Source organism: Solwaraspora sp. WMMB335 (assembly GCF_049179075.1).
GTDB lineage: Bacteria > Actinomycetota > Actinomycetes > Mycobacteriales > Micromonosporaceae > Micromonospora_E.
Genome location: NZ_JBMHMF010000001.1, coordinates 6,307,482 through 6,331,245 on the forward strand (window position 1 = coordinate 6,307,482; position 23,764 = coordinate 6,331,245).

General features: G+C 68.4%; 20 protein-coding genes. 12 read left to right on the plus strand and 8 right to left on the minus strand.

The window, feature by feature from the left end:
* Window positions 1-104 precede the first annotated feature (104 nt).
* The 3 genes from ACN27F_RS27140 to ACN27F_RS27150 all read left to right on the plus strand — a co-directional run bounded on the left by ACN27F_RS27140 (window position 105) and on the right by ACN27F_RS27150 (window position 3,958).
* On the plus strand, window positions 105-1,655 hold the full coding sequence (locus ACN27F_RS27140) for a type I restriction-modification system subunit M (protein ID WP_421438157.1): 1,551 nt from the start codon (window positions 105-107) through the stop codon (window positions 1,653-1,655).
* Complete coding sequence (locus ACN27F_RS27145) at window positions 1,655-2,800, plus strand: restriction endonuclease subunit S (RefSeq protein ID WP_421438159.1); 1,146 nt, start codon at window positions 1,655-1,657, stop codon at window positions 2,798-2,800. The genes ACN27F_RS27140 and ACN27F_RS27145 overlap by 1 nt, the downstream gene beginning before the upstream one ends.
* 300 nt (window positions 2,801-3,100) lie before the next feature.
* Complete coding sequence (locus ACN27F_RS27150; RefSeq protein WP_421438161.1) at window positions 3,101-3,958, plus strand: maleylpyruvate isomerase family mycothiol-dependent enzyme; 858 nt, start codon at window positions 3,101-3,103, stop codon at window positions 3,956-3,958.
* Between the two features lie 20 nt (window positions 3,959-3,978).
* Here the strand turns inward: ACN27F_RS27150 and ACN27F_RS27155 are convergent, their stop codons facing one another.
* Genes ACN27F_RS27155 through ACN27F_RS27175 form a run of 5 tightly spaced genes read right to left on the minus strand, consistent with a single transcriptional unit; the run spans window position 3,979 to window position 8,217 of the window.
* On the minus strand, window positions 3,979-4,974 hold the full coding sequence (locus tag ACN27F_RS27155) for a quinone oxidoreductase family protein (RefSeq protein WP_421438163.1): 996 nt from the start codon (window positions 4,972-4,974) through the stop codon (window positions 3,979-3,981).
* The gene (locus ACN27F_RS27160; protein WP_421438164.1) at window positions 4,974-5,336 is read right to left on the minus strand and encodes a hypothetical protein; all 363 of its coding nucleotides are present in this window, start codon (window positions 5,334-5,336) and stop codon (window positions 4,974-4,976) included. Before ACN27F_RS27160 ends, ACN27F_RS27155 begins: the two co-directional genes overlap by 1 nt.
* Window positions 5,333-6,196, minus strand: a complete 864-nt coding sequence (locus tag ACN27F_RS27165) for an extradiol ring-cleavage dioxygenase (RefSeq protein WP_421438166.1) — start codon at window positions 6,194-6,196, stop codon at window positions 5,333-5,335. Before ACN27F_RS27165 ends, ACN27F_RS27160 begins: the two co-directional genes overlap by 4 nt.
* Window positions 6,197-6,238: 42 nt before the next feature.
* Window positions 6,239-7,075 carry a citryl-CoA lyase gene (locus ACN27F_RS27170; RefSeq protein WP_421438167.1) on the minus strand — a complete coding sequence of 279 codons (837 nt, stop codon included), beginning with the start codon at window positions 7,073-7,075 and terminating at the stop codon, window positions 6,239-6,241.
* On the minus strand, window positions 7,057-8,217 hold the full coding sequence (locus ACN27F_RS27175) for a CaiB/BaiF CoA transferase family protein (protein WP_421438169.1): 1,161 nt from the start codon (window positions 8,215-8,217) through the stop codon (window positions 7,057-7,059). The genes ACN27F_RS27170 and ACN27F_RS27175 overlap by 19 nt, the downstream gene beginning before the upstream one ends.
* Window positions 8,218-8,485: 268 nt before the next feature.
* Between ACN27F_RS27175 and ACN27F_RS27180 the strand changes: the two genes are divergently transcribed.
* From ACN27F_RS27180 to ACN27F_RS27195, 4 genes are all read left to right on the plus strand, one after another.
* The gene (locus ACN27F_RS27180) at window positions 8,486-9,946 is read left to right on the plus strand and encodes an amidohydrolase family protein (protein WP_421438171.1); all 1,461 of its coding nucleotides are present in this window, start codon (window positions 8,486-8,488) and stop codon (window positions 9,944-9,946) included.
* A 125-nt stretch (window positions 9,947-10,071) separates the two neighbouring features.
* Window positions 10,072-10,896: an IclR family transcriptional regulator domain-containing protein gene (locus tag ACN27F_RS27185; protein ID WP_421438172.1), complete on the plus strand. Its 825-nt coding sequence runs from the start codon at window positions 10,072-10,074 to the stop codon at window positions 10,894-10,896.
* A gap of 867 nt (window positions 10,897-11,763) precedes the next feature.
* Window positions 11,764-12,348: a hypothetical protein gene (locus ACN27F_RS27190; RefSeq protein ID WP_421438173.1), complete on the plus strand. Its 585-nt coding sequence runs from the start codon at window positions 11,764-11,766 to the stop codon at window positions 12,346-12,348.
* Entirely contained in the window at window positions 12,338-12,931 is a 594-nt protein-coding gene (locus tag ACN27F_RS27195) for a copper resistance CopC family protein (protein WP_421438175.1), read from the plus strand. Before ACN27F_RS27190 ends, ACN27F_RS27195 begins: the two co-directional genes overlap by 11 nt.
* Before the next feature lie 15 nt (window positions 12,932-12,946).
* On the opposite strand, the gene ACN27F_RS27200 is transcribed toward ACN27F_RS27195, so the two are convergent.
* Genes ACN27F_RS27200 through ACN27F_RS27210 form a run of 3 tightly spaced genes read right to left on the minus strand, consistent with a single transcriptional unit; the run spans window position 12,947 to window position 16,569 of the window.
* Window positions 12,947-15,283, minus strand: coding sequence for an FtsX-like permease family protein (locus ACN27F_RS27200; RefSeq protein ID WP_421438177.1), 2,337 nt, complete (start codon window positions 15,281-15,283; stop codon window positions 12,947-12,949).
* Entirely contained in the window at window positions 15,280-15,987 is a 708-nt protein-coding gene (locus ACN27F_RS27205; protein ID WP_421438179.1) for an ABC transporter ATP-binding protein, read from the minus strand. The genes ACN27F_RS27200 and ACN27F_RS27205 overlap by 4 nt, the downstream gene beginning before the upstream one ends.
* A 60-nt stretch (window positions 15,988-16,047) precedes the next feature.
* The gene (locus tag ACN27F_RS27210; protein ID WP_421438181.1) at window positions 16,048-16,569 is read right to left on the minus strand and encodes a PadR family transcriptional regulator; all 522 of its coding nucleotides are present in this window, start codon (window positions 16,567-16,569) and stop codon (window positions 16,048-16,050) included.
* A gap of 232 nt (window positions 16,570-16,801) precedes the next feature.
* On the opposite strand from ACN27F_RS27210, the gene ACN27F_RS27215 reads away from it, so the two are divergent.
* The 5 genes from ACN27F_RS27215 (at window position 16,802) to ACN27F_RS27235 (ending at window position 23,693) form a co-directional block, all read left to right on the plus strand.
* The gene (locus ACN27F_RS27215) at window positions 16,802-18,985 is read left to right on the plus strand and encodes an acyltransferase family protein (RefSeq protein ID WP_421438182.1); all 2,184 of its coding nucleotides are present in this window, start codon (window positions 16,802-16,804) and stop codon (window positions 18,983-18,985) included.
* A gap of 40 nt (window positions 18,986-19,025) precedes the next feature.
* Window positions 19,026-20,579 carry a hypothetical protein gene (locus ACN27F_RS27220; RefSeq protein WP_421438184.1) on the plus strand — a complete coding sequence of 518 codons (1,554 nt, stop codon included), beginning with the start codon at window positions 19,026-19,028 and terminating at the stop codon, window positions 20,577-20,579.
* Between the two features lie 67 nt (window positions 20,580-20,646).
* The gene (locus tag ACN27F_RS27225; protein WP_421440476.1) at window positions 20,647-21,393 is read left to right on the plus strand and encodes a sugar phosphate nucleotidyltransferase; all 747 of its coding nucleotides are present in this window, start codon (window positions 20,647-20,649) and stop codon (window positions 21,391-21,393) included.
* Between the two features lie 30 nt (window positions 21,394-21,423).
* The gene (locus ACN27F_RS27230; protein WP_421438186.1) at window positions 21,424-22,722 is read left to right on the plus strand and encodes a nucleotide sugar dehydrogenase; all 1,299 of its coding nucleotides are present in this window, start codon (window positions 21,424-21,426) and stop codon (window positions 22,720-22,722) included.
* Complete coding sequence (locus ACN27F_RS27235) at window positions 22,719-23,693, plus strand: NAD-dependent epimerase/dehydratase family protein (RefSeq protein ID WP_421438188.1); 975 nt, start codon at window positions 22,719-22,721, stop codon at window positions 23,691-23,693. Before ACN27F_RS27230 ends, ACN27F_RS27235 begins: the two co-directional genes overlap by 4 nt.
* Window positions 23,694-23,764 lie beyond the last annotated feature (71 nt).

Below are 23,764 nucleotides of genomic sequence, written 5' to 3' on the forward strand. Positions count from 1 at the left end.
ACCGGTCGAGCCGTTACGGTTGCAAGTAATCGATCTAACGATCCCTTGTGTATGGTCTGGGCACGTCGGAGCCTGAAGGGTTCCGTGTCCGCCATCTCTCCGCCTTGGGACATGACCTCGTGATCACCGGTGAACTGAAGAGCAAGATCGACCGCATCTGGGACGCCTTCTGGTCAGGCGGCATCTCCAACCCTCTCGAAGTGATCGAGCAAATCACGTATCTGCTGTTCATCCGCCGCCTTGACGAGTTGCAGACGCTCGCCGACAACCGGGTGCAGCGTCTCGGGTCGGACGGGGCCCGCCCCATCTACCCCGAGGGCGAGGATCCGCATGGCCGTCCGTACAGCGAGCTGCGCTGGTCGTACTTCAAGGACGTCGACCCGCGGAAGATGTTCGAGATCGTCGGGGAGCACGTCTTCCCGCTCCTGCGTACCCTCGGCGGCGATGGGTCGGCGTACTCGCGGCACATGAGGGATGCCCGCTTCACCATCCCGAACCCGGCGTTGCTGGGGCGGGTCGTCGACATGATCGACGACATCCAGATGGCCAACCGGGACACCAAGGGCGACCTGTACGAGTACATGCTCAGCAAGATCGCGACGGCTGGCCACAACGGCCAGTTCCGCACACCCCGGCACATCATCAACCTGATGGTCGAGATGGTCGAGCCTGGACCGACGGACCGCATCTGCGACCCCGCGTGCGGCACCGCCGGCTTCCTGGTGGGTGCGGCCGAGTTCATCCGGCGGCGGCACTCGGGCGCGCTGCACGACCCGGTGCTGCGCGATCACTTCCACCGGGACATGTTCCACGGCTTCGACTTCGACAGCACGATGTTGCGGGTCGGCAGCATGAACATGCTGCTGCACGGCGTGGAGAACCCGGCCATCGACTACCGCGACTCGCTCGGCGACGACGTCAGCGACGAGACCGACGCGTACTCGGTGATCCTTGCCAACCCGCCGTTCGCCGGCAGCCTGGACTACGAACGCACCTCGCGGATTCTGCAGCAGACGGTCAAGACGAAAAAGACCGAGCTGCTGTTCCTGGCACTGTTCCTGCGCCTGCTGCGTAACGGCGGTCAAGCTGCGGTGGTCGTGCCCGACGGGGTGCTCTTCGGCTCCAGCAAGGCGCATCGGGAGCTGCGCCGCATGCTGGTCGAGGACCAGAAACTCGACGCCGTGGTCAAGCTGCCCGGTGGGGTCTTCAAGCCGTACGCCGGGGTCTCCACCGCGATCCTGCTCTTCACCAGGACCAACAGCGGCGGTACGGGCGACGTCTGGTTCTACGAGGTCAAGGCCGACGGTTGGAGCCTCGACGACAAGCGCAACCCGCTGCTGCCGGAGGAGAAGCTCGGCTTGGTGCCCGCCGAGGCGCTGACCGATGAGGAGCACGCCAGGAACAACCTGCCGGACGTGCTGGCCCGCTGGAAGCAGCGCGACGGGGCCGAGCGGGAGCGAGCGCGGACCGAGCAGTCCTTCTGCGTGCCGAAGGACGACATCGTCGCGCAGGACTACGACCTGAGCCTCAGCCGTTACAAGGAGGTCGTGCACGAAGAGACCGAGCATCGCCCGCCAGCCGAGATCATCGCCGAGCTTGAACGCCTTGAATCCGAAATCCAGCACGGCCTCGCCGATCTCAAAGGGCTGCTGTAATGCAGATCACGAGACGGCTCGACGAAGTTTGTTCGATCGTCATGGGACAGGCGCCGCCGGGTGAGAGCTACAACCTTGAGGGAGTGGGTTGGCCGCTGGTCGCAGGTCCCGGTGATTTCCAAGGCGACCGTCCGGTCGTCAAGAAGTTCACGAAGGACGCCGCGAGATGTTCGAGTACTGGGGATATCATCCTTGGTGTAAGAGCGTCGATAGGCGTGAAGGTGTGGAGCGATCGGGTGTATGCGCTTGGTCGTGGAGTCGCTGGTTTGACTCCTGATGAAAACATTGAACCTCGGTATCTATGGCACTGGCTCACAAAGTCTGCTCCTGAGCTGTTGGCCAAGGGTAAGGGTGCCATTTTCAAGCAAGTGACCCGTCATGACATAGCCGAGATGGAGGTGCCGCTGCCGTCGATGGAGGAGCAGCGGCGGATCGCGGACGTGCTGGACCGTGTTGACGCCCTGCGGGTTGCTCGTAGGATGTGGCTCCAGGAGCTTGATGGACTTGTCGAGTCATGGTTCGACCACCACATGCTGAATCCTGCTCGCGATGCTCGACTCGTCACCCTGGAATCGGTGGCCGATCTACAGGGCGGGCTCCAGGTCAGCGGATCGAGGAGAGGGAACCCGAATGATGTTCCATATCTCCGCGTGGCCAATGTGCACCGTAATGCCCTGGATCTCTCCGATGTGAAGAGATTGCGGGTTACTGAAACGGAGGCTCGGCGCACGTTGCTTGCGGCCGGGGACGTTCTTGTTGTCGAGGGCCACGGGAATCGTCTGGAGGTTGGTAGGGCGGCAATGTGGGAGGAGGCTATCGACGGGTGCGTGCATCAGAACCATCTAATGCGAGTCAGATTTGATCCGGACAAGGTGTTGCCGGAGTTTGGACTATTTGTGCTTAACTCCCAGATCGGCAGGCGATATTTTCGGAGGATGTCAAAGACTACCTCTGGTCTCAATACCATCAATATGACCAGCCTTAAGGGGATGACTGTTCCTGTCGTATCTCTCGATGAGCAGGAGGCTTTTAGGAGCATCTTGCTGCTGAAACGAGAGCAAGAGGTGCGCGGGCGGAGGGCGTTGGGGGAGTTGGATGCGCTGTTCGCGTCGTTGCAGCATCGGGCGTTCCGGGGGGAGCTGTGACGGCGGCTCGTCGCCTGGACTGAGTTCGTCGGACGAGATCCGGTCTCGGATGTCTACCGGTGATCTGCGTCCACTTCCACACCAGCTCGGCGTACACCGGATTCTGTCGCGGCTGCGGACGGATCCGACCATCGCGGAGAGCGACGAGTGATCCAGCCCTGCCGGCGTCGACGCACTGCCGCGCGACCTCGACGCCATGCCGCCACAACTCCGACCATCGCTAGGCATCCGCCTTGACTGCGGTTCCTTCTTGGACTGACGGAAATATGCTGGTGTTTTCGGCGACTTCGGGGATGATCGATGACAGTGACCAGTTCGCCGCACGCACTGCTGTTGCGGACCGCCGGTGGGTGCGATCTGAATCCGGAACGTCTGCTCGGTGTCTTCGTCGAGCAACGGCGACGGCTCCTTACCGACCTGCGGAGTTTCGGTCCCGAGCAGTGGTCCGCGCCGACCCGCTGCCCCCAGTGGTCCGTACAGGACATGGTCCGGCACCTGTGCGATGTCACTCGTGCGATCGCCGCCGGCCCAGGCGACCGCACATTCGACCTGACCGCCGGGTTCGACCCGCGGACCACACCGAGCCGGTGGCTGGCTGCTTCGGCAGGCGAGTCGCCGGCCGCCAGCCTCGACCGCCTTGCTGCGGTGACGGACGAAGCGTTCGCTGTGGCCCGGGACAGGCTGGCCCGCGACGAGCGGTTCGACGTCGTCCTGCCGTACGGGGCGATGGACTGGACGGTGCTGGTGCTGCACGTCCTGTGGGACTCGTGGCTGCACGAACGCGACATCTTCGCAGCCCTCGACGTCGACCGCCCGGTCGACGTCGAAGCGACCAGCTACGCGACCGCGTACGGGCTGTTCATCGCGGCGGCCGTGGCGCAGATGGTCGGCGACCGGGCCCGCCAGCGACTCGAGCTTGGCGGCGACGGCGGCGGCATCTTCGAGCTGGACACACACCATTCGGTCCATTCGGTCCATTCAGTCGCGCTTACCGCGACCTGGCTGGCCTCGGCCGGTCCGCCCGCCGCCGAGGTGACGGACGCGCTGGCCGGCCGTGGCCCGGCCGATGTGCTCGACGTGATGCCCGCCGAGGCGCGGACCGCCCTGACCCGCCTCGCCACCGTCTTCACCATGCCGGTCGACGAGACGGCGGCCTGATGCCGTGGCGCAGCCCACGCCTACGGGGTGATGACGATCCGGGCGCCGGCCGACCCGTCGGCCTGGGTCTGCCAGGCCGCGGTCACCTCGTCGAGCGGACGCACGTCGTGGTCCACGGTCAGCCGGCCGGCGCGAGCGTGTCCGGCGATCGCGGCGACCGCCGCCGCCCGCTGCTGCCGAGTCAGCTCGTTGTTGGTGTAGCCGAGCACGCGCAGCGAGCCGCCGCGCAGCGTGGCCGAGTCGAACGGGGCGGTCGGGCCGGCCGAGCCGCCGAGGTTGACCAGCCGGCCACCCGCTCGCAGCACCCGCAGCGCCGCCGCCGCCGGCACCCCGAACAGCGGGTCGAGCACCAGGTCGACCGGGCCGCCGGCGGCTTCGCGCAGCCGGGCGGCGAGCCCGGGTACGTCGTCGTCGGCGCGCAGCGGCACCACCGCGTCGGCACCGAGTGCGCGCAGCCGCTCGGCGGCGGTGGCCGACCGGGCGGCGGCGGTCACCCGGCGCGCGCCGACCAGTCGGGCGAGCTGCACCGCCGCCTGCCCGACCGTGCCGCTGGCGCCGAGGACCAGCACGTCCTCCCCGGCGATCAATTCACCCCGCATGGTCAACGCGCACCAGGCGGCCACCGCCGAGTAGCCGAGCGCGGCGATCAGCCGGTGGTCCACGCCGTCGGGCAGCGGCACCAGGTCGGCGACGGCCACGGCGGCGTACTCGGCGAGGCCGCCGTCGCCGGGTGCCATGCCGGCCCGGGTCGGGAACCACACCCCGGGTCCGTCGGCGAGGGTGCCGACCCCCTGCACGCCCGGCACGTACGGCAGCGCCGGCGCGCCCAGGTAGGAGCTGCCCGAGGCGCAGAGCAGGTCCAGCGGGGTGATCGGCGCGGCGCTCACCCGGACCAGCACCTGCCCGCCGGCCGGCGTCGGCGTCGGCCGTCGCCGGCACACCGGCGGTTCGCCGTGCCGGGTGACGACCGCCGCCGACATCATGTCCGGGCCGGCCATCATGTCCGAGCCGGCCATCAGGTGGCGATGTCCGGGTACGGCAGGGCGAAGTGGGCCAGCCGCAGCCCGTACTGCTTCTGGTAGGCCAGCGGCTCGGTGTGGTCGCGTTCGAACATGGCGATGAACAGGGTCAGCGTCAGGAACGGGTGCGCGCCCAGCTCGAACAGCCGGACGTGGTCGTGGGCGGCCAGCGCGTCGCGCTCGGCGTCGGTGAAGCGCAGCCAGGTGCTCGCCTCACCGGTGTGGCAGTTCAGGACGGAGTTCGCCCGCTCGGCCTCCCACCAGGTGACGAAGCCGCGCGGATCCTCGCGGTAGCGCTCGACGAGGTCCGGGTCCCGGTCGACGGTGTAGAGAAACTTGTCCACCAGGTACTTGCTCATGCTGGGGCTCCGTTCGGGTACCAGGTGAAGTAGGCCTCCATGGTGTGGAACAGGTCCAGGGTGTCCACGTGGTCGGCCTTCGCGCCGGCACCGGCGACCCCCATCATCAGCATGAAGTCCATGAACCCGTGGGTGGCGTTGCCGGGGGAGTGCAGGCTGTCCAGGGTGACCTCGGCGAGGCAACCGTCCAGGTCGCCGTTGGCGATCCACTGCACCGCCCGCTGGTCGAACTCCGGGTCCGGGCCGTGCGGGCCGAACTGGCGTGGCCCGCCCAGCTCCAGCGACAGGTGCCCGGTGCCGATGATCGCCACCCGCAGGTGGCTCGGCCACGATTCGACGATGTCCCGGACCGCCTCGCCGAGTTGCACGAAGCGTTTCGGCTGCGGCAGCGGCGGGGCGAAGATATTGGTGTAGATCGGCACGATCGGCAGGTCGGCCTCGGGCCGCAGGGTGATGATCGGGCAGGTGATGCTGTGGTCGATCCGCAGTTCGTTGCTGAACGCCAGGTCGAAACCGGCGTCCAGACCGGCCCGCAGCAGATGCGCCGACAGGTTCTCCTGGCCTTTGAGCAGCATCCGGGGCAGGCCGAACTCGCGTTCCTCGTTGTACCAGTTGGCGTCGTAGAACGGCGCCTTGCCGATCAGGAACTGCGGCATGTTGTCCAGCCACAGCTGGTGGAAGTGGTCGGAGCCGACCATCACCAGCACGTCCGGGTTGGCCTTGGTGAGGGTCTCGCGGAAGGCGAGGATCTTGCGCTGCCACTCGTCGGCGAAGGGCGGACGGTCCTCACCGGTGGCGGTGGTGGCTCGGTAGTAGAACGGGTGGTGGGTGGAGGCGATGACCGCGACGATGCTGGCCATGGCCGCTCCTTCCGAGGGCGATCGTAGGTGCGGGACGGGTGATCAGCTGGCGTCTGGGGGGACGTAGCGGGCGTTGCGGTCGACCGCGCGGTAGATGTCCATGCCGAGCGGGGCGCGGCGCTCCTCGGCGAGGTGGCCGAGCAGGCCGGCGGTGCGGGCCAGCAGGGCGAAGCCGCGCAGCAGGTCGACCGGCAGGCCGAGGTCGGCCAGCGCGGCGCCGCACACCCCGGCGCCGTTGAGCGGCAGGGTGCGGCCGAGGACCTGCGGGTGGACCCGGCCGATCGCCTCGAACAGCCGCAGGTGCGGACCGCGCAGGCCCTCGTCGGCGGCGATCCGGATCAACACCGGGGTACGCGGGTCGGTCTGCTTGTGCACCGGGTGCCCGAGGCCGGGCAGCAGCCGTTTGGCGGCGCGGGCGTCGCGGACCGCCGTCAGGGCGACCGCGTCCCAGCCGGTGTCGTCGTCGGGGTACGTGTCGACGCCGGCGAGGATCTCGGCGAGAAACCGGCCGCAGTCCTCGGTGACGCCGAGGAATCGGGAACCACCGCCGAGCAGCCCGGCGGCGATCGCGCCCTGCAACGACTCGGGGGCGCTGAGGTAGGTCAGCCGGGCCGCGATGGCGGTCGGGGTGAAGCCGTGGTCGGCCAGCGCGACCAGCACCGCCTCGAAGACCCGTACCTGACCGGGGCTCGGCCGGTGCCCGGCGACCAGCCAGAACGCCAGCTCGCCGAAGCCGACCTGGCCCATCATCTCGCCGGCCAGGTCCCGGCCGAGCAGCCGGATGCTGGTGGCGTCCGAGGTGCCGATCGAGGTCGGGAAGCTCAGCTGCTCGTCGCCGGACGGCCGCCGGCCATGGCCGTTCAGCTGTTCGTCAGCCACGCGCGGATCTCCTCACCGTGTTCGTCCAGGGCGGGTGGCGGCGCGTCGTAACGCGCCGGGGTCTGCGACAGGGTGATCGGATGCCGGATGCCGGGCACCGCCGCGTCGCCCTCGCCGGCGGTGACGACCGGGTCCAGGCCGAGCCGCTGCGCCAGCGCGACGCCGCCGTCGATGGTGTTGATCGGCGCGCAGGGCACCCCGGCGGCGAGCAGTTCGGTGAACCACTCGTCACGGGTGCGCTTGCGCAGCTGCTCGACCAGCAGCGGGCGCAGTGCTTCCCGGTTGGCGGTGCGGTCCTGGTTGCGGCCGAAGCGCGGGTCGTCGAGCAACTCGGGCACGCCGAGGGCCTCGCACAGCTTGCGGAACTGCCCGTCGTTGCCGGCGATCACGATCAGTTCGCCGTCGGCGACCGGCAGCGGCTCGTACGGGAACAGGCTGGGGTGGGCGTTGCCCATCCGGAACGGGACCACTGCGCCGGCGACGTACCCGCTGCTGTGGTTGACCAGCCCGGACAGGGCCGACGACAGCAGGTTGACCTCGACGTGCTGGCCCTTGCCGGTCGCGTCGCGGTGGTGCAGGGCGGCGAGGATGCCGATGGTGGCGTGCAGCCCGGACATCACGTCGAACACCGAGATGCCGGCCCGGTACGGTGATCCGTCCGGGTCGCCGGTGAGGCTCATCAGCCCGGACACCGCCTGCACCATCAGGTCGTAGCCGGGGTAGGACGCGCCGGCGCCGGTGCCGAAGCCGCTGATCGAGGCGTAGATGATCTTTGCGTTGCGCTCGGTGACGCTGTCGTAGTCCAGGCCGAAGCGGCGCAGGCCGCCGGGTCTGAAGTTCTCGATCAGCACGTCGGCCCGGTCGGCGAGACGGTGGGCGACGTCGAGGTCGTCTGGGTCCTTGAGGTCGAGCGCGATGGACCGCTTGTTGCGGTTGATGCCGAGGTAGTACGTGGAGACGCCGTCGCGTTCGGGTGGCATCCAGGTCCGGGTGTCGTCGCCCCCGGGGCCCTCGACCTTGATCACCTCGGCGCCGAGGTCGGCCAGCAGCATCGTCGCGTAGGGGCCGGCGAGGATGCGGGAGAAGTCGGCCACCAGCAGCCCGTGCAGCGGGCCGGGGTTTCGTGGTCGTTCCTCCGTCATCGGCGCACCTTTCTCGTCGAGTCGATACTGGCCGCTAGACGGACAATCTTCCGCCAGATTCGAGTGTTCATCGGCCAGTGGGCTGTGTCAACACGTGGGCAAGTCCTGTCAGGTTTGAGCTGATGAACGGCGTATGCCTGCCGGCTGTAACAATATCGACATCTTCTCTTGACGTTGGTCGTGACCCCGAACACACTGGCACCAGTTAAGAGTGGCCGACTAGCGGACAGAAGTCCGAGAAGTATGCAGCGGGATGGGAGAGGCGCTGATGAGCACAGCCGCGCAACGGACACCGGCGGCGGACCGGCCGGTGGTCTTCCGCAACGGCCTGGTCCTGACCATGGACGACACGCACACGGTGCTGCCCCGCGCCGACGTCCTGGTGATCGGCGAGCGGATCGCCGAGATCGGCGAGGCGCTCGCCGTACCGGACGGGACGCTGGAGATCGACGCGGCCGGCGGCATCGTCATGCCCGGCATGATCGACACCCACCGGCACATGTGGCAGACCGCGATGCGCGGGTACGGGGCCGACTGGACCCTCACCCAGTACTTCGTCTGGTACTACCTCGAATCCGGCAAACTGTTCCGCCCGCAGGACGTCTACGCCGGCAACCTGCTGTCCGCCATCGAAGCGATCGACGCCGGCGTCACCACCACCGTCGACTGGTCGCACGGCCTGCAGACCCCGCAGCACGCCGACGCCGCCGTCGACGCGCTCGAAGCCGTCCCCGGCCGGTTCGTCCTCGCCTACGGCAACCTGCAGCAGGGGCCGTGGGAGTGGGCCACCAGCCCCGGGTTCCGGGACTTCGTCGCCCGCCGGCTGCACGGCAAGGGCGACATGCTCGGCTTCCAGATGGCCTTCGACGTGACCGGTGACCCGAACTTCCCGGAAAAGGCGGCGTTCGAGGTGGCCCGCGAACTCGGTGTGCCGGTCACCACACACGCCGGGGTGTGGGGGGCCACCAACGACGACGGCATCCGGCTGATGCACGAGAACGGCTTCATGACCGAGTCGACCGTCTACGTGCACGCCGCGACCCTCAACCGGGACTCGTACAACCGGATCGCCGCCACCGGCGGATCGGTCTCGGTCTCCACCGAGAGCGAACAGAGCGCCGGCCAGGGCTACCCGCCCACCTGGGCGCTGCGCCAGCACGACATCCCGGTTTCGCTGTCGATGGACACCAGCGTCTGGTGGAGCGGCGATTTGTTCTCCGCGATGCGCACCACGCTGGGCGCCGACCGGTCCCGCGAGCATCTGGAAGCGCACGGCCGCCAGGAGACGATCACCCACTGCCACCTGCGGGCCGAGCAGGTCGTCGAGTGGGCCACCCGGGGCGGCGCCCGGGCGCTCGGCATGGACCGCCTGGTCGGCAGCGTCGAGCCGGGAAAGAAGGCCGACCTGGTGCTGATCAAGAACGAGAACTCCCCGGTGATGTTCCCGCTGATCCACCCGTACGGGCACGTCGCCTTCCAGGCCCAGCGCGGCGACGTGCACTCGGTCGTCATCGACGGCCGGCTGGTCAAGCACGAGCACCGGCTGGTCGGGGTCGACCTGGCCGCCGCCCGCGCCGCCGTGGCCGGCACCATCGAATACCTCGTCGGGCAGATGGGCACCGAGGCGTGGAACAAGGGTATGAATCCGGACATTCCAGAAACAAAGGTGCTCGACAACCCGTACACCTACACCGAGTGGGACGCCGGCAGCGCCCAGTGGAAGCATTGACTGACAGATGGACCCCGGTGGGCGCGACGCCCGCCGGGGGACACCCCGGCTGGCGACGTGCCTGCCCGGAGGAGACACCCGTCGGGGTACGACAGCCACGGCGGTGACGCGACGGAGGGGTCGGCGTGGCGCGCGAGGCCGGTAGCGATTTCATCGAGGCGTTGGCCCGTGGGCTCGACGTACTGCGCTGCTTCCGGCCCGGCCGTCCGATCATGACGCTCAGCGAGATCGCCGCCGCCACCGGGTTGGCCCGGCCCACCGTCCGTCGGATTCTGCTCACCCTCGACGAACTCGGCTACGTACGCAGCGCCGCCGACCGTGGGTTCGCCCTCACGCCCCGGGTGCTGGAGCTCGGCATGGCCTACGTCAACGCGCTCAACCTCTGGGACGTCGCCCGCCCGCACATGCAGCGCCTCGTCGGGCAGACCAACGAATCGACCTCCATGGCGCAGCTCGACGGCAGCGACATCGTCTACGTCAGCCGGGTAGCGGTGCCCAAGATCGTCACGCTGGCGGTGACCATCGGCACCCGGTTCCCGGCCGTGCCGACCTCGATGGGCAAGGTCCTGCTCGCCGCGCTCGAACCGGACGAACTCACCACCGTCCTGGCCAACCCCGGCCGATCCGGCATCATCGCGCGCTGGCAACCGGACCGCGACGAACTCGACCGCGTGCTGCGCGAGGTCCGGGCCCGTGGCTGGGCAGCCGCCGACCAGGACCTCGCCGCCGGTATCCGGTCGGTGGCCACCGGGGTACGCGACGGCGACGGCCGGGTCGTCGCCGCGCTCAACGTCACCGTGCACGCCGCCGAGACCTCGATGGACGTGCTCATCGGCGAGCATCTGCCCCGGCTACTCGGCACGGCCGCCGAGATCAGCCGGGACTGGGCGATGCTGGACGCCGTGCCGATGACCGTTCAACAAGGATCACCAGAGCCGGTCAGGCGCTGAGCGGTCGGCTGACCTGACTTGGGTCATGTGGTGCGTACGACGATCGGTGCGGCTTTTCCGCTGGTGGCAGCGGTGCCGCCCGTTGTGTCCGGCTGGACGGGCGGCTGACCGTCGGTGGATGAGCCGGCGTAATCACGCACGGTCACGAATGTGATGTCACCTCCTGCCCATTTCGGACACTGCGTCGTGCTGCCCCCGTCCAGCCATCGTCATGTCCGCGGCGAGTGGAGCCAGACTGACGTCATCCCTGGCTTTTGAGGTGTGCCAGAGTCCACTCGCGATGGAGATCCCGTGTTACCCGGGCCGGCTCCAGCCCCCTGGTCACCGTGAGTGACCCGACTGGGGTCATGTGGTGCGTACGACGATCGGCGCGGCGTTTCCGCTGGTGGCAGCGGTGCCGCCCGTTGAGCGCCCCGACTGGAGGAGCGCCTTCGCACTGGATGGCGGCGTGTCGGCGTGGGCGGATACCTGGCATCCGCCGGCGTGGGTCCTGGTGGGCACGTCGTGGTCGGCGGCCTTGCGGCTCTTCCGGTAGGCTTGATCATCCACATCGGATGCCCGCGTCTCTTCCTGGGCGTAGGGAAGTCGCCGAAATGGAACATTGCGCCGAGGTCAGGGTGTCGGTTAGTGCGCAGATTTCGACACGGTCGCGAGCAACACGGCAGGCCACAGCGCCGAGATCAGAAAATGATCTTCAACGTGACCCAACTCGGGCCGTGTCGATGACCGTCCAACAAGGATCACCAGAGCTGGTCAGGCCCTGAGCGGCCGGCTGAGGACGGCAATTCGCAAGAACCGCGGCCGGTCGGGTCCCGCTAGCTTTGACGCCGGAGTGGTCACAGCGGCGTCTCCAGAAAGGTGCGCGACATGACCCAGACCGTCGCCGCGGCACGAAAAGGGCTGCTGGCGCAAATGAACGGCGCCCACCACAAGGCGGCGCTCAACGTCTTCCTGTTCGTCACTCTGGCGCACTGGGCCGAACACCTCGTTCAGGCGTACCAGATCTGGGTACTGGGCTTCTCCCGGCCGCAGGCCCGCGGCGTGCTCGGTCAGTACTTCCCCTGGCTGGTCAGCTCCGAGTGGCTGCACTACGGGTACGCGATCGTCATGCTGTCGTTCCTGTTCCTGCTCCGCCCAGGATTCGTCGGCCGTTCGCGTACCTGGTGGACGATCGCACTCGTGATCCAGTTCTGGCATCACATCGAGCATTTCCTCCTGCTGCTGCAGGCGCAGCTCGGTACGGTCTTCTTCGGCCAGGTGGTGCCGACCAGCGTGGTGCAGCTCGTGATCCCCCGGGTCGAGCTGCACCTGTTCTACAACTCAATCGTGTTCATCCCGATGGTCATCGCCATGTACCTGCACGTGCGCCCGAACCAGCGGGAGCACGAGCAGATGGCGTGCAGTTGCACGGACCATCCCGCGCCGCAGGTGGTCGTACCGCATGCGGCGTGAGCCGCGTCGGCCCACCGTGTGGTGGCGGCTCGCGGCTCTGACCACGGTCACCGTGGCCGGGCTGCTCGCCGCCACCGGCGGTGCCGCCGCTGCTCAGGACGGCCCGGTGGCGGCGGACCCGGCGGAGAACGCCGTGCTGGGCGACCCACCTGCCGAGGTGTCGCTCGACTTCGGGCGTGCCATCGACGTGGAGTACTCGCACATCGAGGTCTTCGACTCGACGTACGAGGCGATGGGCGCGGACGAAGCCGAAGCGGCCGGGAACACCGGGCTACGGGTCGGTGCCTCGATCGCCGCCCCTGGCGACTACACCGTCGCCTACCACGTGGTGCTGGCTGACGGGTCGGAAGTGTCCGGTGCCTACCGCTTCAGCGTCGGCACCGGAGCCGCACCGCAACCCTTGGGTAACCAGGATTGGCAGACCTCGGTGATCGCGGTGCAGCAGCACCAGCACGGCGTCGACGAGTTCAGCGCTGTTCTGCTGCTCATCGACGGCGCCGTGCTGTGCGCCGTGCTGGCGCTGCTGTGGCTGCGCCCGCGCAACGGTCAACGGATGTCGCTACGATTCGACGACCAGGCATGACCGGGGCCTGAGACGCTACTCGCTGCGCAGCCCGGTCGGCCTGGCTAACCGTCCGAGCAACGGAAGGCTGGCTACGGTGGTCGCCACGACCACCAGTGCGGCGGCGCCGGCGGTGGCACCGATCCCGGACCAGTCGAACCGGACCGGCGCGTCGGCGGCCGTCTGTAGCAGCGCCGCCAGTCCGCTCCCGGCGGCGACGGCCAGTGCCAGACCGAGTGCCACCGGGATGGTGATCTGGTAGAGGACCGATCTGGTCAAGGTGTTGCGACGGGTGCCGAAAGCTACGAGTACGGCGAGTAGCCGGCGACGTTCGCGCAGTTGTTCGGCCACGTTGACCAGCATGCTGGCCCCGATGAGCACCAGGAGCGCCACCACGCCGACGAGGAGCGCCTGCCGGATGTCGGCCAGGGTCGTGACGATGACCCGCTGCTCGACCGGTGCCACGAGCGCGGTCGGATTCACGTCGGCGGCGGCGTTGCGTAGCCGCTCGATCGCGTCCGCATCGGTGGTGTCCAAGGCGACGTAGAAGTCGGTGTTGACGGCCGGCGGGGCGACCCGCAGCGCGGCCGGGGTGGTCAGGATCCGTGGCTCCCAGGCGAGATCACCGGGCCAGGCGACGACGGTACGCGTGTCCTCGGGCAGGGTCCACCGTGGCGCCTGCTCCCCGCCGCCGTCGAGAGCGCCGAGCAGGAGACTGGTGCCGGGGCCGGGTAACGCCGCACCGGCACCGCCAGCTGAGGCCGCATCAGCGTCGTCGATCAGGAAGGTGTCACCGTCGGCGCAGCTGTCGAGTCGGGCGAGTAGCCGTAGTACGGCACAGTCGCCGACCTGCAGCTGGATCGTCGTCGCCGGCTCGGACCCGGCCGGGGTAGCCGCGATCATCGTCAACGTGTCGACCGCGTCGACGCTGGCGGCCTGGCTCAGTGCAGCCGTCCACTGGCTCTCCGGTTCGAAACTGCGTGGCCGTACGGTCGCCTGGAACTGCTCGATGTCGCGGCCGGGGTCCGGGGTGTACTGGGCCTGTACCGCGGCGAGTAGCCCTTGCAACGCGATCACGCCGGCGACCGAAACGGCGATGCCGGAGACGGCCCGCACGGCGGTGCCGCTGTCGAGCTGCAGCCTGCGTACCGCCAGCTGCCAGGCGACACTCCCACCACCGAGCCGGCGTACGGCCGCCTCCACCAGCCAGGGCAGCAGCAGTGCCACACCGACCAGGAGCGCCGTCAGCCCGGCCAGGACCTGGATCTCGAACCCGTCGTCCCGCTCGGAGAGCCCGTCATAAATCGGGTAGAGCAGGGCGAGCCCGGCCACCGGCAGGATGAGCCGCCACCACAACCGGCGGTGGTGGTGGCCGCCGCGACGGACCACGCCGAGTGGTTCGACCACCACCCGTCGCAGACTCGACAGGGTGACCAGTACCGAGATCCCCGGTACCAGGATCACCACCAGCGCCGCCAGCACCGGGACCGGCCGGAGATCGGCCAGGTAGAAACTCATCCCCCTGGGGACGGTCCGCTGGGCGAGCAGGCCGGCGGCGGCGTAGAGCAGCCCACCAACGGCCAGTCCCAGCACGGCGCCGGCCAGCGTCTCGCCGGCGGCGATCCGTCGGGTCATCGCGGCATCCGCCCCGACCAGCCGCAACGCGGCGAGCTGTCGGTCGCGGGCCTCGCCGCCGAAGCGCACCGCGGTGGCCACGAAGACCACCACCGGAACCAGCAGCACGGCCAGTCCGACCACACCCAGCAGCAGTAGCACCGGGTCGGACGCACCGTCGAGGTCCGCCCTGCCGAACGATCGCAGCCGGATCGCGGAATCCTCGGTGAGTCGGTCGGTACCCAGATAGAAGGCGTACTCGGCGGGACCGAACAAACCCTGCGGGCCGATCGTGCCGACGACATGTCCGTCCCACCGTTGCCGCAGCAACTCGCCGTCGTCGGAGTCGAGCAGCCGGGCCAGCGCCGGTGAGACGACCATCTCGCCGGGCGCCAGCTGCCGGGCCACCCCGGGCGGCAGCGGGGCGCGATTCCCTTCCGGCTGCACCAGCCGGCCGTGGATCGTCTCCTGCCGGTAGCGCGAATCGGCTTCGGTGATCAGTAGCGTGTCGGCGCCCTTGGTCGGCTTCTGCCAGGGATCCTCGGCACGTGCGACGAGCCGGTCGCCGCGCGCCGCCGTCAAGGCGGGCAGGGCCGCGGCGAGCAGCAGCATCGCCACCCCCAGTCCGATCCCGGCGGCGATCATCGCCAGCCGGACCCAGCCGGACCGGCCACCGGCCACACTCAATCGCAGGCCGAGTGCCATCTCGGTCATCCAACGCGCGGGAATGCCGCGCCGCGGCGTCGACTCGACGTTCACCGGGCGTACTCCTGCTCGCGGACACGACCGTCGCGGACCACGGCCTCCCGATCGGAGTACGCGGCCACCCGCGCCTCGTGGGTGACCAGGACCACGGCGGCACCGGTGTCGCGGGCGGCGGTGGTGAGCAGCCGCATCACCCGCTCACCGTTGAGCGAGTCCAGTGCCCCGGTCGGCTCGTCGGCGAACACCACTCGCGGACGGGTGACCAACGACCGGGCCACCGCCACCCGTTGTCCCTGCCCGCCGGACGCCTCGCCGGGACGCTTGTCGGCCACGTCGGCGACCTCGAGCCGGTCGAGCCAATCCGCAGCCCGCCGGTGGGCCTCCCGGCGCCTGACCCCGGCCAGCCGCAGCGGTAAGGCCACGTTCTCCAGACAGGTCAGCTCGGGTACGAGCTGGCCGAACTGAAAGACGAAACCGAACTCGGTGCGGCGCAGCGCGCTGCGCCGCGTGTCCGGCATCGCCGTCAGGTCCTGTCCGGCGAAGTGCACCCGCCCGGAGTCGGGGGTGAGTATGCCGGCCAGGCAGTGCAGCAGCGTGGACTTGCCGGAGCCGGACGGCCCCATCAACGCGAGCACTTCACCGGCGTGCACCTGCAACGAAGCAGAATCCAGCGCTCGGGTGGTGCCGAAACTCAGTTGCAGGCCGTCCGCGCTGAGCAGCGGATCGTTCGGTGGTGGAGAGGTCGAGTGCCCGACCATGAGCTGCTCCTTGGATAGCTGGGGTGGTCTGCGGATTGCCGGCCGAACCTGGCCGGTGCGCTATCGGCCGACCTGGGTGGCGAGTTGGCCGAGCCGGGCGGTGGTGAGCTCCAGCCAGCGCAGGTCGGCTTCCAGGTGAAACAGCGCGTGGTCGCAGATGAGCTGGTCGGCCAGGTCGCCCTCGGCCTTGCGTTGGGTCAGTTCACGCATCAGCCGTAGGTGCTCACCGCGCTGGATGTCCAGCAGCTCATCGGCGCTGCGCCCGGTGAGCAACGCCAGCACGACCTTGGTATAGAGGATGCTTTGTAGATAGGGCTCGGGTTTCTCCGGCTGCGTCAACCAGTTCGCCAGGTCGGTGACACCGGCCGAGGTGATCGCGTACCGCTTGCGGTCGGGGCCGTCGCCCGGCTCGGACTCCACGTCGACGAAGCCGTTGCGCAACAGTCGTGCGAGGGTCGAGTACACCTGGCCGTAGTGCAGTGACCGCCCGTGTCCGAACCGTTCGTCGTACGAGCGCTTCAGGTCGTACCCGTGACGAGGACCGGACTCCAGCAGCCCGAGCAGTGCGTGTCCGACTGACATGCCCGACACTATACACGTCATCTATACACGTGGTGTCTACCGACGTGGACTGGGACGCGGGTCCTGATCGGGCAGGGGTGGGCCCGGAATCCGAGACGGTCGTAGCTCAGCACCAGATCGTGCTGTTTCAACCTATTGCTAGATAGATCAGTAAATTATCCTAATTTAAGCTCAAGATCAGCAGATAACTCTGATAGAACAGTGATACCTGTTATGGGCAGAAGGGCATCTTGTGGTCGTAAACGACCTTCCGGGCACAGCGCAGCTGTCTCCGGGTAGTCCACCGGCCGGCGGTACGACAGCCGTCGCCCCGCCGGCCGCCGCGGCCGTCACGCATCCAACCGCCGCGGAGCACGGCCACGCCGGTGGCTTCCGACATGACATCGAAGGGCTTCGTGCCGTCGCTGTCCTGCTCGTGGTGCTGTACCACGCGCGAGTGCCGTTCGTCGAGGGCGGCTACGTCGGCGTCGACGTCTTCTACGTCATTTCCGGGTTCGTGGTGACCACGATGCTGGTGCGCGAGTCAGCTACCTGTGGCCGCATCTCGATTCTCGGCTTCTATGCCCGTCGTGCTCGACGGCTGCTGCCCGCCGCGATACTCGTCCTTCTGGTCACGCTGGTCGCCTCGTGGCTGTGGCTGCCCCTGCAGTTGCGCTGGATCGCTACCCAGGCGATCGCCAGCGCCGCCTACTGCGTCAACTACCTGCTCGCCACCAACAGCGTCGACTACCTCGACGCCATGCGACGCGAGTCGCCGCTGGAGCACTACTGGTCGCTGGCCGTCGAGGAACAGTTCTATCTTGTCTGGCCACTACTGCTCGTCGCGCTGCTCGCCTGGCCACGCCGGTACGGCCGCATCCGTTGGCTGGTGCCGACCGCCGTCGCCGCCGTCGCGACGCTGTCGTTCGTCCTCGGAGTGTGGCTGACCGTCCATTCACCGGGGCACGCGTACTTCGCCAGCCCGGCGCGGGCCTGGGAGTTCGCTGTCGGTGCGCTGATCGCGCTGCTCGCGGGGACCATGGCACGGATCCCCGCTCGAGTAGCCGCGGGCATGACCTGGGCCGGCCTCGGCGCGGTGCTGGCCGCCGCGCTGATCTTCGACGGCTCGACACAGTTCCCTGGGTTCGCGGCGCTGCTGCCGGTCGCCGGAGTGGCGATGCTGATCGCCGGTGGGTGCGCGGCGCACCGTGCCGGAGCCGGGGGCCTGCTCACGTTCGGACTGTTCCAGCGAGTCGGAAGGCTGTCGTACTCGTGGTACCTGTGGCACTGGCCTTTTCTGGTCATCGGTACGGCGCTGCTCGGCGGCGGCGACGCGCTCTGGCGGAACCTGGGACTCGCCGGTGCCGCCCTGGCCGCCGCCGCAGTCACATACTCGTTGGTCGAGAATCCGATCCGACGGCTGTCGCACCTGCGGCACCGGCCGTGGGGGACAGTCGGACTCGCTGCCGTGTCCTCGGCGGTCGTGGTCGTGGTGGCGATGTCGGCGACAGTGTTCAAGCCGTCGGTCGCCGGCTCGGGAGCGCCCGTGGACACCGCGGCGACGCTGGCGTCGTCGCAGGCCGTCGAGCGCGATCTCAGGCGATTGATCGCCGTCAGCGCGCAAGGCAGCAAGGTGCCGTCCAACCTGACCCCACCCCTGCCGCGGGTCGCCGCGGACGTTCCGGCGGTGTTCCGGGACGGCTGTGTCGTCCTGATGATCACAGATGCCGGTACGGATCAGCCCTGTGTCTACGGTGCCACCGACGCCTCGCAGACGATCGTGCTGTTCGGTGACTCGCACGCCGGAAGCTGGTTCCCGGCGGCCGAACAGATCGCACTCGCCCGCGGCTGGCGGCTCGTCGTCATGGTGAAGGGCTTCTGCAGCGCCGCTTCGGTGCGCTTTCGCCTCGATTCGGTGAACCGGGCGTACCACGAGTGCGACCAGTGGCGTACCGAGGCGCTCGCGCGAATTCGCCAGCTGCGACCGTTGCTGGTGATCACGTCGTCGACCAACTACACCTTCGGCGACCCGGTCGGCACCTTCGCCGACCGGGACCAGGTCTGGACCGACGGCTGGACGCAGACCGTGGCGAAGATCAGGTCCGGTGGCAGCGAGGTCGTGCTGATCGGCGATACCCCGTGGCTGCCCATGACGGTGCTGGACTGCCTCGCGCTGCATCTGGACGACGCGCGGATCTGTCACCGCGACGTACGGGAGGCGCTGCTGGAACCGCGACGTCGCTGGATGATCGAGCAGGCAGCGGCCGGCCAGGGGGCGACGGTCGTCGATCCGACGCCCTGGTTCTGCACCGCGACGGTCTGCCCGGCCCTGGTCGGCAACGTGGTCTCGTTGCGTGATGGCAACCACATGACCGCTACCTACTCCCGTCTGCTATGGCGGCTGCTGGATGAGCAGATCGGCTCGCGGGATTCGTAGCCGGACCACCGCCGGACCAGTCCGGCCAGGAAGGACGGGGATGTCGCTGCCCTGTGTCGAGAACCGCGCCACCGGCCGGTCGACCGCTGCCGTCGGCGCTTGGGCGACCAGCCTGGTCCTGGCCGCCTGCCTGGTCCCGGCCACCAGCATCGTCCTGGCGATTGTCGATCCGGCACTGCGCGACTGGTTCCTGATCCCGGTGACGCTGTGCGGCGTACTCATCGGCGTCGACGCTGTGGAATGGGTCCGGCGCCGGCGTGACGTGTTCGATCCACAGGCGATTCTCGGCCTGTTCGGGCTCCACTTCTACTATCTCGCTCCGGTGCTGCACGTCATGCTGGACCGTTGGCCGCCGATCGTCTCCCCGGCGACGGGACAGTGGCGGACGGCGCTCGGCGTGATGGCCCTACTGAACCTGGCGGGCCTGATCGTCTACCGGGTCGTCGTCTGGTTGCCGGAGCGCCCCCGGCGCCTCCGGCGCCCCCGACGGTCGGTGCTTCGGCTCGACGAGGGCAGGTTCTACCGTCTCGCGGTGCTCGCCGTCCTTGCCGGGTTGCTGGCATTCGCGGCCGAGGTACTCGTGCTCGGCGGTCCGGACGGTTTCCTACACGCGATGACGAGTGATCGGGATGCCCTCGCCGGGCTCGGCTGGCTACTGGTGATGAGTGAGTCGTTCCCGCTGCTGCTGTTCGCTCTGGTCGCTGTCCGGTTCCGGACCGCGTTGCGCCGCCGCGGCGGGCTGGTGATTCTGCTGCTGGTCGGCTTGGTGGCGATCCAGTTCGCGGTCGGCGGCCTGCGCGGCAGCCGCTCCAGCGTGCTCTGGCCGTTGGTGCTGGGATTGGTGCTCGTACATTTCCTGATCTTCTCGATCTCCCGGCGGGCCTTCGCCGCCGCTGCGGTCGTCGTCGTCGCGTTCACGTACGGCTACGGGCTCTACAAGGGCGCCGGCGCCGGCGTCGTCGACATCGCCAAGGGTTCCCGTACCGTCGAGGAGGTATCGACGCAGACCGGTCGGGACCTGCCGACGGTGCTGTTGGGCGACCTGGGCCGGGCGGACATGCACGCCTTGGTGCTCGACCGGGTGCTGAGCGGTGCCGACCAGTATGCCTACGGCAGCACCTACCTGGCCGCGTCGCTGTCACTGGTGCCGGGGCAGCTGAGGCCCGACAAGCCCAGAGACAAGGTCGAGGTCGGCACCGACCTGCTCTACGGGCCGGGCACGTACGCGGCCGGGCTTCGGTCCGGACGGGTCTATGGGCTCACCGGGGAGGCGATCCTGAACTTCGGTCCAACTGGTGGGCTGTTGTCGTTCGTGGTTCTCGGGCTGTTCCTCCGGTTTGCCAGGCGATGGCACGCGACGGCGCGGCGATCTGACGATCCCGCGCCGAAGTTGCTCTGCCTGCCGCTGTGCGCCGTCACGGTCATCCTGTTGACCGCCGACATGGACAACATCCTGAGTTTCTACGTCGGAGAGGCGTTGCCGCTGGCGGCCGTCGTGGTGATCGCGTCGGTCGGCCGACGAGGTCGGCCAGCTCAATGTGATGAATCCGGACGATTAACATCTAGATACGTGTTAGCCTCAAAGAGAGATTAAAGCTGATATGTAAGGTCAGAGAGCTTCGACCGGGTCACCGATCGCAAGAGGGTGCTCAGTGGACGACATGCACGTGGTGATCATGGCAGGCGGCAAGGGGGTCCGGCTGCGGCCGTACACCACCGCCCTGCCCAAGCCGCTCGTACCCATCGGCAACGACTTCGCGATTCTGGAAATCGTCCTGCACCAGCTCGCCGCGCACGGATTCCGGACCGCTACCATGGCGATAAATCACCACGGCTCGTTGATCCGTGCCTTCGTCGGGGACGGTACGCGTTTCGGTCTGCAGGTCGACTACGCCGAGGAGCGGACGCCGTTGTCGACGGTCGGTCCGCTGTTCGGGATGCGTCGACGCCTCCCCGAGCGGTTCCTGGTGATGAACGGTGACATCCTGACCAACCTCAACTATGCCGATCTGCTGCGGGCGCATGCCGAGTCAGGCGCGCCGGTGACCGTGGCCACGTTTCGCCGGAAGGTGAAGGTCGACTTCGGAGTCCTGGTTGTGGAGGGTGACAAGGTCACCGAGTTCAAGGAGAAGCCGACGCTGAACTACCGGGTCAGCATGGGTGTATACGGCATGTCCCGGGAAGCCATCGCGTCATACCCGGTAGGAATCAAATTCGGATTCGATCAGTTGATGATTGATCTGATCAACCGCGGCAGCCCGCCCGCTGCCTACGATTTCGACGGCTATTGGCTGGATATCGGCCGCCCAGAGGACTACGACGAAGCGAACCTCAGTTTCGAGACGTTGAAGCCGATCCTGTTGCCCGGCACGCTTCGTGGCGTTGATCTTCGCGGTGCCGAACTCTGACACCACGCGGAGCGAGACAAGGAGACAAGGATGTTCGGCAGAATCGGGATACTGGGGATGGGCTACGTCGGGCTGACCCTGGCCGCGGGCCTGGCCCGCAACGGCTACGAGGTGCACGGCGTCGACACCGAGACGAGAGTCCTGGGATCGTTACGCAACGGGCGGGTGCACCTGTTCGAACCCGGTCTGGAAGAGACGTTGCGGGACGCGCTCGGCAGGAACTTCTTCGTGCACGGCATGCTTCCGGCGGACCTGGACGCGGCGATCATCTGCGTGTCGACGCCGATAAACGGCAAGACCCGGCAACCGGACCTGTCGAACCTTGCCGCAGCCGCGGCCCAGATCGCCCGGCGCTGCCGGCCCAGCACTCTGGTGGTGGTCCGCAGCACCGTGCCGGTCGGCGCCAGTCGCCAGGTCGTCCTGCCCGCGCTGACGGCGGAATGGGAGACAGCCAGGCTGGTCATGGCGCCGGAACGGACCATCCAGGGCCAGGCGTTGCGGGAACTCACCGAGCTACCGCAGGTGGTCGGTGGGCTCGACGAACAGAGCCGCCTGGCGGGACTGGCCATGTTTCGCGGACTGGCGAAGCAGGTGGTACCGGTGTCCAGCCTGGAAGTCGCGGAGCTGGTGAAACTGGCGAACAATTGTCACACCGATCTGATCTACGCTTTCGGCAATGAGGTCGCGCTACTTGCCGAGCGGCACGGCGTGGACCCGCTGGAGGTGATTCACGCCGCCAACCACGACTATCCCCGACCCGATCTGGCAATGCCCGGCTTCGTGGGGGGCAGCTGCCTGTCCAAGGATCCATACCTACTCGGCTCCGGCGCGCCGGAGTCCTTCCTCATCGCTGCGGCCCGGCAGCGCAACGAGCAACTGCCGGTACACGTCGCCGCCACGGTCGTCCGGAAACTGCGACAGCTGCGTGGCGACGAGACCACCGCCGCGACGCTCGCGGTGCTCGGCTGGGCGTACAAGGGTTGGCCGCCGACCGATGACACGCGCGGCGCGGCCATCGTGGCGATGATGCCGGTGTTCCGCGCGGCAGGCCTGCGGGTGCTTGGTCATGACCCGCTGGTACCGGACGAGGTGATCCAGTCCTACGGTGGCGAACCGGTCGGCATCGACAAGGCATTCAGCGAGGCGGACGCGGTGCTGGTCCTCAACGACCACCCGGACTACCGCGCACTGCACGTGCCGACGCTGCTGCCCGGTACCGGCGTCCGGTTCGTCTTCGACTCCTGGCGCGTCCTCGACGAGCAGGCGGTACGAGCCGTCGGCGTCGATTACTGCGGGATCGGCTACTCGGGCATCGGGGAGCCGGCGTGACTCGGGCGCTGGTCCTCGGCGGGGCCGGCTTCATCGGACTGCACCTGGTACGCCGGTTGACCGCCGAGCACCACCACGTCACCGTGGTCGACGACTTCTCCCGAGGCCGCGACGATGCCGAGCTTGCCAGCGTCTGCGTGGACCCGGCGGTCGAGGTGGTGACCGGTGACCTGACCCGGGGTGGGACGTGGGCTGCGCTGCCGCGCGACTGGGACCAGATCTACCTGCTCGCGGCGGTGGTCGGGGTCCGCAACGTGGAGGCGGATCCGGCGCGGGTGATCCGCGTCAACTCTCTCGCCGCGCTGCACCTGATGGACTGGATCTCCTCCGCCGGCACGGTGTTCTTCAGCTCGACCAGCGAAGTCTACGCCGGCGCGGTGGACGCCGGTATCGCCACCGTACCGACCGCCGAGAACGTGCCCGCGATGGTCTCCGACGTGGCGGCACCACGGTTCGCGTACGCCATCAGCAAGCTGCTCGGCGAATCGGCCGTGCTGCACGGTGCCCGCGCCGCCGGCGGCCACGCCGTGGTCGGCCGGTTCCACAACGTGTACGGACCGCGGATGGGCGTCGACCACGTCGTACCGGAGATGTCGCTGCGTGCGATGCGTGGCGAGAATCCGTTCCGGGTGCCCGGCGCGGACCAGTTCCGCGCCTTCTGCCACGTCGACGACGCGGTCGAGGCGGTGGTACGGCTGATGGCCTCGCCCGACGCCGCCGGCGAGATCGTGCACATCGGCAACGACGCCGAGCAGACGAACATCGCGGACCTGGCGAAGCTGATATTGCGGATCGCCGGTGCCGGCGCGGTGATCGCGCCGGCGCCGGCGCCGCCCGGATCGGTCCACCGTCGCTGCCCGGACCTGAGCAAACTGCGCAGGCTCACCGGCTACGAGCCGAAGGTCACGCTGGATGACGGGGTCGGCCAGACCTTCGCCTGGTACCGCGACCACCACCGCCACGACACCTGAAGGCTGGACCGTCACATGCCAACGAGCCTGAGAAGGCGCATTCTCGATACGGTCGACGACCGGGTGAGTCC